Here is a 12,011-nt window from a genome sequence, read left to right on the forward strand (position 1 = left end):
CAATAATATGATCCGCTTCACGCAGCATCATTACATCCTGGGCTACCACCACTACTGTATTATTCAGCTCACGCACTTCTTTTAATAAGCGTATCAGATTGGCCGTAGCTCTTGAATGCAAACCGATGGAGGGTTCGTCAAGTATATATAAGGAGTTGGTAAGATTGCTCCCGAGGCTCCTGGTAAGTTGTATCCGCTGGCTTTCACCCCCGCTGAGGGTGTTTGCAAGCCGGTTGATCGTAAGGTAACCAAGCCCTACATTTAATAGTATATCCAACCGGTGATTGATTTCGATAAGGATTCGCTTCGCCACCTCTTTATCAAAGTCTGTTATTTTGTTCTTTATTTCATTAAACCATTTTTTTAAATCGCGCACCGGCAATTCACTCAGCTCTCCGATATTTTTATCATTGACTTTTACGTACAGCGCTTCTTTACGCAGGCGATAGCCTTTACAATCTGGGCATTGCGTGCGGCCACGGTAGCGACTCAGTAATACCCGGTATTGAACCTTATATAAATTCTGTTCTACCTCTTTGAAAAAAGCATTTATGCCCTGCGCATGCTCATTCCCTTCCCACAATACATCATATTGTTTGGTGGTCAGGTCCGCTATAGGCTTGTGAATCGGGAAATTGAATTTTTTAGCCCCTTTTATAAATTGCTCTCGCCACAAACCCAGTTTTACCAGCTTACAGTGCCATTTCAACTTGAAAGCGGCGAAGTATTAATTGGGGTTCAGATTGCTTATCGCAGTTGGGGAGAGTTAAATGTTCAAGGCGATAATGGGGTACTAATTTGTCATGCCTTAACTGGTTCAGCTGACGCTGATGATTGGTGGGAACCTTTGTTTGGTTCAGGGAAAGCCTTCAATCCCGATCGCGATTTTATTGTGTGCAGTAATATTTTGGGAAGTTGTTACGGTACAACAGGGCCAACTACTATCAACCCAACAACAGGAAAGGCTTATGGTGTATCCTTCCCCAAAATTACAATCCGAGATATGGTTCGCCTACAAGCTGTACTACTAGAATATCTGGGTGTTCAATCTCTGCGGTTCGTAATTGGTGGTTCGCTCGGTGGAATGCAATCACTGGAATGGGCGTTATTATATCCCGACAAGGTAAAAGGTATTGCACCTATCGCTGTTTCTGGCAGACATTCCGCTTGGTGTATTGGATTAAGTGAAGCCCAAAGACAGGCAATTTATGCCGATCCAAATTGGCAAGGAGGAAACTACACCCTAGATGCACCTCCAAACCAAGGACTAGCAGTGGCGAGAATGATGGCGATGTCTACTTACCGTTCTTGGGATAGTTTTACAACCCGCTTTGGACGGCAGTATGATCCATCTGAGAAGTTTGCTATAGCCAGTTACTTACAGCATCAAGGTCAAAAGCTGACAGAACGATTTGATGCCAATACTTATATTCTCCTCACCCATGCAATGGATGGCCACGATATTGCACGCGATCGCACAGCTTCTAATTTATCAGATTATGAATCTGTTCTTGGAAGCATCCAGCAACCAACTCTAGTTGTCGCCATTGATTCTGATATTCTCTATCCACCAGTAGAACAACAAGAATTGGCAAATTTAATCCCTAATGCTCAACTGTCGTGGTTAAAGTCAACCCACGGACATGACGCATTTTTAATTGATATGGCTGCATTGAATGAAATTATTCAACAGAACTATAGAAACGAAATATCACATTAGGTAAAACTTGTAGAGACGGCGATTTATCGCGTCTCAAAAACCCAAAATTTTTGCCAGTGACCCTTAACCCAAGCATATTGGTTTATAACTAAAATCTCAAGACCGATGGGAACGGGGATGAGTTAAATATTTTCCAATGCCCGCCGTATCCGCTGCTATATTTACTGTATCTGGGTTTCTGTCATTGAAGCTAGAAATGGAGACAGCTAAGGGTGAACCAATGAGTTGAGCGACACGAAACGCAGACGCGATCGCTCCTTCATGCAATCCATCTCCGAGATAAGCTCCCGCATAGTAAGTATTGTTCTCTCCATTGGTGGCAACTACTTCGTCTCGATATCGAAAAGATTCAGTGGTATACAACGGAGTGTGATGCTTTTGAGTGTGAATAATGCGATCGCGAGCAATCAATCTTTCTAGTTGAAACGATAAAAAATAATTCTGTGGCGATGAGATGCCGCAAAGCTGATTTAAGTAACTGTTATATCCCCATTGGGTGTCTGTCTGGAAAAAATCAAATTCCGAGGGGTGGTGGATGTGATGACGATCATACATAGAAGTATCAGTATGAATTGTAGTGGTTGCATAATTGGCTTTCCAATCTGAGAAGCGTTTAATTTCAGCTTCGGTTGGGTCAGCTAACAGTGCTATCACTTGGTCGGGTGGTGTGGCAAATACGACTTTATCAAACTCTTGGATCTCACCCTGCGATAGCGAAGCGCTGCCGCCAGAGGCAGATCGCTGGATTATCACACCATCTAGACTTCTAGAAATATTAGCAATCTCCACATTCAACAAAACTTCCCCTTGAAATCGCTCCAGAATTTTTTCAATATAGGAATATACACCGCCTTTAATCCTGAGCCATTTGACTGCGAGGTAGTCGCGTAACATCGGAATTCCCATCTCTGCGGGAAAGTTATCAATGAGTTCAAAGGGCATTGAGTAGCTATACATCGTCAGCAACTTTAGCCAGGTATTGCTTATACTTTGGTTGTTTACATATTGATACAGTGGCCGATCGTAAAAATCTTCCATCTGGGCAAATCGCGTTTTTAGCCATAATCCAAGGGAACGGGTATGGATGGTATCGAACCGCAGATATTCAATGAAGCGTTGGATGCCTGTATAGTTGTTCTCAATCGTGACCTTCGAGAAAAAGGGAATACCATCTTTGGGGAATAAAGCTGAACCGACACGGATGGGTTCTAGTTCCACTCCTAGCTCTTGCATAAGAGCAATGAAGTTGTGAAATACAGTAGGAAATTCTAGCACTCCACTTTCCAACATTTCATTGCAATCAGATTGGTTAGGCTGAACATTCTTGTTAAGTGTCCGAATATGTCCTCCTAACATAGGCTGCCGTTCAAACACGGTGACATGATGCCCTTGTTTATCAAGTAGGTAAGCTGTAGCCATACCACTGCCTCCACCACCGATAACTGCAATTCTCATAACTGACCTCTCAGTTGTTGAATATGAATAATATCTGCGAGTTGTCTGTTTAGCTATTGCCTAAAAGTACGTCACCAGATAATCGCTGATACAGCAATGCTCCAGTCCAGAATGTGGGAGCAAAACCGGGATAGCCTGATGAAGCATTGCAGAAATAGAAATGGTTGAGTGAGGTTTCGTGATTCAAGCGTCCCAAACCCATGTTGCGCGGTGTGAGACTAGAACCGTAGGAATTTCCGTTGGGACACCAGCAATAACGTTCATTGGTGGTAGGACTGCCGGTGATATGAAAGACTAGATGCTTTCTAAAATTCGGTACATATTCTTTTTCTACGACATCGAGGATAGAATCGAAAATTTCTTGCTTTTTCTGGTTGTAGGCTTTGCGATCGGCTTTGCCGTCCCGACGGGAATCGCTTTGTCGTAATTGCTTAAAGTAGTCGTAATTAGCAACGGTAAGGAATTCGACAATCTGACAATCCTCTGGACAATCCCGACTCGCTTGTGTCAATAAAGTGGGCGTTGTTATGGCAAAGCTGGGATTGGAAAAGTCATTGTGTTCATACATCTGAGCAAAGGCTTCATTCAAATCCTGATGACCAGTGTGGAAAACATTCCACTTGCCAAATCCATAGTCTCGCAGGTCGAGGTCTTTGACGACGCAATAAGCCATGTAGTTGGATGCAGAATACTCATAGTTGAGTTTTCGGCGCACGGTTTTAGAAAAATGTGACTCACCAATCATTTTGGCGGCTTTTTTGGGGTCAATGTTACAAATCACGGTGTCACCTGTAAATTCGTGAGTTTGATGGGTGTTTAAATCCATCGCCTCAACGCCCGTAACCGTTTTGTCTGTGACTCTAAAATTCGTGACTTCATGGTTTAGTAGTACCTGCCCTCCATTTGATTCAATCACTTTGACTAACGAATTGATAACATGCTCAAAATGCTGGGTTGGATAAAATGCACCGGCTTGATAGCCCTTGAACAAAGCGACCCAGGCATAAAACGAGAGTTGATTTGGAGGCAGCAAAAAATCAGGCCATTGCAGAGCTAATAGGGTTTGGGCGGCTTGGGGTAGCTGAAATTTATCGAATACATCTTGAAGTGTACTGTTGAGATATTGGACAGTACAAAACACTTCGCTTGTATGTTTGAGCAGTTCAATTGGCTTAACTGGAGGAGCAAGTCTTTTCAAACCTGCACTCGTTTTTTCGACATCGTTAACAAATTGGCGAATGCGATCTCTATCTTCAGGAAACAGCTTTGATAATCGCTGGATCAGTTCCTCTGGTTCAGAAGGAATATCTAACGCATACCCCGGCATTCGCATGTGGTCAAAACCATCCGGGTCGTACCGCTCAAAAGTCACTTCCCGATCCAAGCCTAATTTCTTGAGTACTCGATTAACCGTTTGTCCTTCACCGCAATCCCAAACATAATGGAATTGGGCATTAAACGTGTATTTTTTAGCCATCGTAAATGTGTGGCCAAAGCCGCCCGGATGCTCATGAGCTTCGAGTATTTGCACGGTCTTACCGGAGTTTGCCATCAAAGCGCCAAAGACCAATGCTGATAAACCACTGCCTACAATTAGGTAATCCGGTTTCATAGGAGGTTTCCTCAAACAATAAACGTCTTTTTCGATAACAATTTTCTCTATGCTTCAACCCGCTCTATCACAGTGGTTTGATGGTAATCTAAGTGGTTCGGCAAACTATATATTCGTCATTATGAATTGAGTGAAGCAGGTTGATATCGATCTTGCTTCCATTTACACTATTTCGACGACTTTATCTTAAATTACCGTAATCTCTCATCCCTCTACAGGATGGGGAACGTCAATTGAGTTACCCCAACATCGGCGGTTGTACCTTACCAAATTTCCAGGTAAGGAGCGATCCGAAGCCCAACAGACTCACAACAAACACCACAATGCCAGACTCACCATCAACGTCAGGAGTGGAATCAATGGAATACCAATTGGATTGTAACTAAATCACTCCTATTTGCTGTCTTGCCCATACACGAAATGCTTTCATTGTCGCATTCCTTCCATTGGTCTTACTCAGGATCAAATATTCGGGAATCACTTGCTGAATTGGAAGATTGGGGAAAATAGAACTGGTATTTGATTCTACATATTTACCATCGAGCAGCACGTTTATTTCCAACTTGCTTCCATTCCATCGCCACAGTTCTGGTACTCTCAACGCTTGATAATTATTGAAACGAGTGCGGGAGGTAATATCAATTTCAATAGCCAAATCTGGAGGTGGGTCAGTTTCTAAATTGATTCTATCTTTGCCCCTAATTCTAGCTTCATTTTGGATGTAGAAACAATCATCAGGTTCTACCCCAGCATCCATACTTTGTTTATCAAAAGTCGTAGATCCCAAACTCCAAAATTCCAGATCGAGTTCTTCTAATAAAACTTTTACCAAGTCTCCAATAATAACTTTAGCTACTTCATGCTCTGGTAATGGAGCCATTATTTCCAGCACTCCTTGACTGTAACCTATCCTAGAACTGCGATTGTCCCCCAATTCTGCCAAAATACGTTTGTATACCGACCAGGAGATATCTTTAATCAACAACTGATGACCAGCTCTAACAATTAGTTGATTGAGTTCAAGTAACATACCAAACTTTCTCCTCTTTATTCAAACTCAGGCAGAACAAAATAATTAAATAAAGGGGTTAGGGAAAAGGCGACCAACGCTCCCCTCTTCCCACACCGCACCTTTATCATTCTTATCTAACTTTAATTAGCAAATTGCGACATATAATTTGCTAATGTACATGTAGAGCGACAAATTATTTGACCACATCGACAAATTATTTGTCACACTTAGACATTAGCGAACAATCCTTATATATCAATACTTTTCCCCCTTTGATAGCGAAGAAAGCTGTTTAGGTTGGTTACGACAAATTATATGTCAATTTTTCATTAATACGACATATTAAGTGTCTTTTGTTGATTTAGCGAAAAATTAAATGTCAATTATTCACGACTATATAGTAGTATAAATGTACCTTAATTTTTAAAAGAGAATTACATCTATGAGTGTTTTAGATGTAGATGAACAGTTTGAACTGGAAGAAGATACCTACCTATTAGGTGATGAAGATGCAGACATTTTCGATGGCTCATCGGATGTAATACTTGCAAATGAGGGTTACGATACTGCCGAGGAAGATAAATCGGTTGAGTTTTTGGATCAGCGATTTTTAGAGGATTCGGAACTCAGGCTTTCAGGTGAGCAAAGGCTGAAATTAGAAATTATTCGGAGTTTACGTGAACCCTGCGATCGCAAAACTTATGGACAAAAGCTGAAAGAAACTGCTCAGAAGCTAGGAAAATCGGAAAGAACGGTGAGACGCTTAGTTAAGGCTTGGCAAGAAAACGGTCTAGCTAGCTTCGCAGAGGTTCCTAGAGCAGACAAAGGACAAACCAGAAAAAGCGAATACTGGTATAACCTAACTATTAAAACTTACAAAGCTGGTAATAAAGGCAGTGATCGCATGACCCGTACTCAGGTGGCAGAGAAAATTGCGATCAGAGCTTACGAACTAGCTAAAGACGAACTGAAGCAGGAGATATCAAAGCTAGAGACACAAGGCTTTAGAGGAGAAGAATTAGACTGGAAAGTCGGTACGCTAATCAAAAATAAAGCTAAGACAGAAGGATTTAAGTATTGGCAGAAATACGGCAAGGCTCCCTGTGCAAGAACAGTAGAAAGATGGCTCAAACCACTGGAAGAGAAAAAGCATCAATCTCGCACTAGCCGTAGCCCTGGATGGCATGGCTCTGAGCATATCATTAGAACTCGTGATGGTCAAGATATACCGATTAAGTACAGCAATCAGGTTTGGCAAATTGACCATACTAAGGCTGACATCACATTAGTTGATGAGGATGGTAAGGAGATAGGTCGTCCTCAATTAACTACAGTCATAGATTGTTACTCTCGCTGCATAGTTGGTTTCCGTTTAGGTTTTACCGCGCCAAGTTCTCAAGTTGTGGCTTTGGCGCTACGGAATGGAATTATGCCAAAACGTTACGGTTCGGAGTATGAACTTAGATGTAAGTGGAGTGCTTACGGTGTACCTAAGTATGTTTATACAGATGGTGGTAAAGATTTTCGCTCAAAACATTTAATGGAATGGATTGCTAATGAATTAGATTTTGAACCAATCCTGCGAAGCAAACCTTCAGATGGCGGCATTGTCGAACGACCCTTTAGAACTATGAGTGGACTACTTTCTGAAATGCCAGGTTACGTAGGTTCCAGTGTCAAAGACCGCCCAGAGGATGCTGAGAAAAAAGCTTGTATAAGTCTTCCTGAACTCGAAAAACTTATTGTTGGATACATTGTCGATAGCTATAATCAAAAACCTGATGCCCGAAGTCAAGCTAACCCTTTAACTCCAACACAGAGCCGGATTGAGCGTTGGCAAATGGGATTGCGGATGCCTCCTACTTTGCTCAACGAAAGAGAACTTGACATTTGCTTAATGAAGGCAGCAGAGCGAGTCGTGTACGACAATGGCTATCTCAATTTTTCTGGACTTCGTTACAGAGGAGAAAATTTAGGGGCTTACGCAGGTGAAAAAATCATTTTAAGGTTCGACCCCAGAGATATTACTCTGGTATTGGTATACGGTCGCAAGAATAATAAAGAAATATTTTTAGCCCGTGCTTATGCTGTTGGATTAGAAGCAGAAAGACTGTCAATTGAAGAAGTTAAATATGCACGTAAAAAAGCTGAAAATAGTGGGAACGGTATCAATAATATTTCAATTTTGGAAGAGGCAATTAGACGCAGAAACTTTTTGAAATATAAGAAAAACAAGACTAAAGCTGAACGCCGCCACTCCGAACAAAAACGTGCAGAACAACTACCACAAAGAGAAGAAGAGAAGAAAAATAAACAGATTGAGATTTTGGTAAGTCCTACTGAAACAGATGAGACAATAGAAAAAGTGGATTTTCGGCTGCTGCGTGAAGAGCTAGGGTTGTAAGTCATGATTAACGAAGAAATACAACAAGAAATTGAACGTCTCAGGCAACCAGATATTTTAAATCTCGAACAAGTTAAAAGATTTGCTGTTTGGTTAGATGAAAGGCGTAAATTACGAAAACCTGGTAGGGCAGTAGGAGAGTCAGGTCTTGGTAAAACTACAGCTTCTCTTTTTTATACATACCAAAATCGAGTAGCCAAAACACCGAATCAAAATCCAACTGTTCCCGTACTATATGTTGAGCTAACAGGCAGTTCTTGTAGCCCTTCACTTTTCTTTAAAACTATCATTGAAACTCTAAAATTTAAGGCGAAAGGCGGTAACGAAAACCAGCTTCGAGAGCGCTCATGGTATTTAATTAAACAATGTAAGGTGGAGCTATTGATTATTGATGAAGCCCATCGTCTTCAATTTAAAACGCTTCCAGACGTTAGAGACTTATTTGATAAAGTAAAGATTGTTCCAGTATTGGTAGGTACAAGTAGCCGACTAGATACTTTAATTAGCAAAGATGAGCAGGTGGCTGGACGTTTTGCATCTTACTTTAGTTTTGAGAAACTCTTAGGCGCAAACTTTAGAAAAACAGTAAAAATTTGGGAACAGCAAATTTTGAGGCTACCAGAAACCTCAAATTTGGCAGATAACCAGGAAATAATAACTCTTTTGCAGGAAAAAACTGATGGTCAAATTAGATTATTAGATCAAATTCTTAGAGATGCAGCAGTTAAAGCACTAGAATCTGGTGTTAACAAAATAGATAAATCAGTTTTGGAGAACATAGAAGGAGACTATTCATTAGTAGCGAGCTAAAAGAAAATATAAAATATCAAAATTATCAGCTTCAGATGTCAAACCAAATCTATGATTTTGAACCTTGGATAAATATTGTTGAACCATTACCAGGAGAAAGTATTAGTCACTTTTTAGGTCGTTTTGAAAGGGCTAATTTGCTAACTGGGTATCAAGTTGGTAGAGAAGCAAGAATTGGTGCAGTAGTGTCAAGGTGGAAAAAACTGTACCTCAATCCATTCCCAACTCAACAAGAACTAGAGGCACTAGCACAAGTAGTTGAGGTACAGGTTGATAAATTATTGGAGATGCTGCCACCAAAGGGTATGACTATGAAACCCAGACCAATTCGGTTATGTGGTGCTTGCTATGGAGAAGTACCTTATCACCGCATTGAGTGGCAATTTAAGGAGAAGATGAAATGCGATCGCCACCAATTGGGTTTATTAACAAAATGTACTAACTGTGAGACTCTCTTTGCAATTCCCGCTGATTGGGTGGAAGAGAAGTGTTTTCATTGTTCTTTGTCTTTTGCAAAGATGGCAAAGCGCCAGAAACATTATTGAGAAAAAATAATGTATTTGGCTTTGCCGAACTCTTAGCACCGCCATAGAAGAAATCCGCACGATTTTCTAAACTCTCTACAGATGAGCAAGCCGTAGTGTAGGCAGGAAAAAACAGAAATCCTAAGCCATCGCCAAAAAATTTTTCTGTACGCTTGTCTACTTACTTCTGTACTAATGCCTGATTGAGTGCCTGCTGAAACAAAATTTCTCAATGAATAATACGTAAATATGATGAGATACGAGATCCCATTTTTAATCGAGCTAGTATTCCTTCGGATGCCAATATATTAGGGTGAAGATATCGTCAATTGGGTGACAAAGTGGAAAATGTAATATAACGTTTAGCTACTTTGTGTTCACCTTGAAGTTACAAATATAACAAGAGGTGACTTTGCAGGATTGACGATGGACTATATGCTACCACCTTAGGAGGCGAAGCCATAGGCAACTGCTCCCAAAGGAGCAATCTGCCGTTGTTCCTCCAATCAGTGCAAGTTTAGTGTTTACGACCTAACAGGCAGTACCCAGGTTACTTCAGGGTCGTTCATAAAGAAATAAGTACAGCCGACCTCGAGATGAGTAACGAGTGCCGTTTCAGAATGCGTTTCGAGGATCAATAATGTTGCCTACAGTCAAAGATGCTTGTCAGATCCACCCGATGGCGATCAATTACGCCATGAGTGAGCATATCGAGAATCTATCTGATGTAATCGAACGCACAGCCGCAGATGCTCAGGAGTTCTTCAGCAAGAATTTCGTCACCAAGGGGATGGAGTCACTTTTGCAGCTTGGACTGATGCGATTGGCGGGAAAATCTGAACAAGCAGTATTTGAGCTGAAGCAAGCAATGGGGGGCGGTAAGACGCATTCCATGATTGCCCTGGGCTTACTGGCACGTGATGCCGAGCTACGCAATGCAATTGTTCCGGATCTGGCTAAAGAGACCCTGTTCGGCGATGCAAAGATTGTTGCTATCAACGGGCGTGGTGGTTTTGAAGAGACATTCATCTGGGGAGAAATCGCCTATCAGCTCGGAAAAGAGTCGGAGTTCAGCAGGTTTTGGAAAGATGGACCGAAAGCTCCTTCAGAAAAGAATTGGATAGAGTTAATTGGAGATATCCCAACCTTAATTCTATTAGACGAGCTTCCACCATACTTTGACTATGCGACAACACGTCCCGTGGGCGATGGGAACCTGGCAAAGGTCACGACATACGCCTTGTCGAATCTTCTGTCAGCCTCTTTAAAGCTGAAACAATGCTGTATCGTAGTGTCAAACCTGTCGGGGAGTTACGAAGGAGCAACCACTCAGCTTCGCAAAGCTATATCTGACTTTGAGAAAGAAGCCAATCGGCAGGCACAGCCCATCACGCCAGTGGATTTGGCGACACACGAAATTTACGACATCCTGCGAAAGCGTCTGTTCAGGTCGCTTCCCGATCGCTCTGTCATTGATAGTGTTGCATCGGCTTACGCTGCCGCACTGTCCGAGGCAGTGAAATCGAAGTCGGTTGCTAAAAGCGCAGAGCAGATCGCCGATGAAATTCATGGGTCCTACCCCTTCCATCCCTCGGTAAAGCACGTCATTGCACTGTTCAAGGAGAATGAGAGTTATCGGCAGACTCGCGGCTTGATGCAGTTCATCTCCAAGATTATAAAGTCGGTTTGGGAGCGGCCCGACAACGATGTACATCTCATCGGCTGCCAGCACCTGAATTTGAATATCAGTGATGTTCGTGAGGAGATAAACAAGATCAGCAATCTTCAAGGAGCTATAGCTCACGATATTGCTTCCGGTGGAATGGCGATCGCCGAGATTGTTGATGCCAACTCTGGCAACAATGCTGCCAGCCAGATCACCTCTTTGCTAATGGCTGCCTCCCTTTCCGAGTCCATCGATGCAGTGAAGGGATTCACCGAAGCACAGCTCATGGAGTGCTTGATTGCACCAAACCAACCCGTTATTGAGTTCCAGGAGGCTTTCAAGAGGTTCAGAAGCGATGCGTGGTATCTCCACCGTAAAGAAAACGATGCTTGGTACTTTTCAAACATTGAAAACTTACGGAAGCGTATCGAAAACCGTGCTGAAAAAGCTTCCCAGCCAAAAATAGATGCGGAGATGAAGCGTCGCCTTGAGGAAATTTTTCAACCAATTAATCGCATTGCGTACCAGGAGGTAGAAGCACTTCCGAAAATCGATGATATCAGACTCAATGGGCCTAGGATTTGTCTTTTACTGAGTCCCGACAGCAAAGCCCCCCCTGAGGAAGCACAGCGCTTTTGGGAGAACGTGACTGAAAAGAACAATTTTTGCGTTGTTACCGGCGACGGATCGAACCTCGCAAACTTAGAGGAAAAGACTCGCAGAATATGGGCCAATACGGTTCAGTTAAGGCTATACAGTGCTTGAAATAATAAACACGGGAGGATTAGTTATTATTCCAGTACCTCTG

8 protein-coding genes and 1 pseudogene are annotated in these 12,011 nt (G+C 42.2%); 5 read left to right on the forward strand and 4 right to left on the reverse strand.

The features are described 5' to 3' along the window. A pseudogene (locus tag G1O98_RS31885) lies at nt 1-676 on the reverse strand (excinuclease ABC subunit A); the annotation flags it as partial. Between the two features lie 21 nt (nt 677-697). Between G1O98_RS31885 and metX the strand changes: the two are divergent. Next, nucleotides 698-1,720 carry a homoserine O-acetyltransferase gene (gene metX, locus G1O98_RS31890; protein WP_345940616.1) on the forward strand — a complete coding sequence of 341 codons (1,023 nt, stop codon included), beginning with the start codon at nt 698-700 and terminating at the stop codon, nt 1,718-1,720. A 96-nt stretch (nt 1,721-1,816) separates the two neighbouring features. Here the strand turns inward: metX and G1O98_RS31895 are convergent, their stop codons facing one another. The 3 genes from G1O98_RS31895 to G1O98_RS31905 form a co-directional block, all read right to left on the reverse strand. Then, nucleotides 1,817-3,175 carry an FAD-dependent oxidoreductase gene (locus G1O98_RS31895; RefSeq protein WP_163936866.1) on the reverse strand — a complete coding sequence of 453 codons (1,359 nt, stop codon included), beginning with the start codon at nt 3,173-3,175 and terminating at the stop codon, nt 1,817-1,819. 49 nt (nt 3,176-3,224) lie between these two features. Then, nucleotides 3,225-4,787, reverse strand: coding sequence for an NAD(P)/FAD-dependent oxidoreductase (locus tag G1O98_RS31900; RefSeq protein WP_163936868.1), 1,563 nt, complete (start codon nt 4,785-4,787; stop codon nt 3,225-3,227). Nucleotides 4,788-5,169: 382 nt separating this feature from the next. Then, the gene (locus G1O98_RS31905; RefSeq protein WP_163936870.1) at nt 5,170-5,817 is read right to left on the reverse strand and encodes a Uma2 family endonuclease; all 648 of its coding nucleotides are present in this window, start codon (nt 5,815-5,817) and stop codon (nt 5,170-5,172) included. A 424-nt stretch (nt 5,818-6,241) separates the two neighbouring features. On the opposite strand from G1O98_RS31905, the gene G1O98_RS31910 reads away from it, so the two are divergent. From G1O98_RS31910 to G1O98_RS31925, 4 genes are all read left to right on the forward strand, one after another. Further along, on the forward strand, nt 6,242-8,203 hold the full coding sequence (locus G1O98_RS31910) for a Mu transposase C-terminal domain-containing protein (RefSeq protein WP_163936873.1): 1,962 nt from the start codon (nt 6,242-6,244) through the stop codon (nt 8,201-8,203). A 3-nt stretch (nt 8,204-8,206) separates the two neighbouring features. Continuing rightward, the gene (locus G1O98_RS31915; RefSeq protein WP_163936876.1) at nt 8,207-9,013 is read left to right on the forward strand and encodes a TniB family NTP-binding protein; all 807 of its coding nucleotides are present in this window, start codon (nt 8,207-8,209) and stop codon (nt 9,011-9,013) included. 35 nt (nt 9,014-9,048) lie between these two features. Beyond that, nucleotides 9,049-9,558: a TniQ family protein gene (locus tag G1O98_RS31920; protein WP_163936878.1), complete on the forward strand. Its 510-nt coding sequence runs from the start codon at nt 9,049-9,051 to the stop codon at nt 9,556-9,558. A 619-nt stretch (nt 9,559-10,177) separates the two neighbouring features. Then, on the forward strand, nt 10,178-11,968 hold the full coding sequence (locus G1O98_RS31925) for a DUF499 domain-containing protein (protein WP_163936881.1): 1,791 nt from the start codon (nt 10,178-10,180) through the stop codon (nt 11,966-11,968). Nucleotides 11,969-12,011: the final 43 nt, after the last annotated feature.

The sequence above is a fragment of the Nostoc sp. UIC 10630 genome (assembly GCF_010747425.1).
GTDB lineage: Bacteria > Cyanobacteriota > Cyanobacteriia > Cyanobacteriales > Nostocaceae > Nostoc.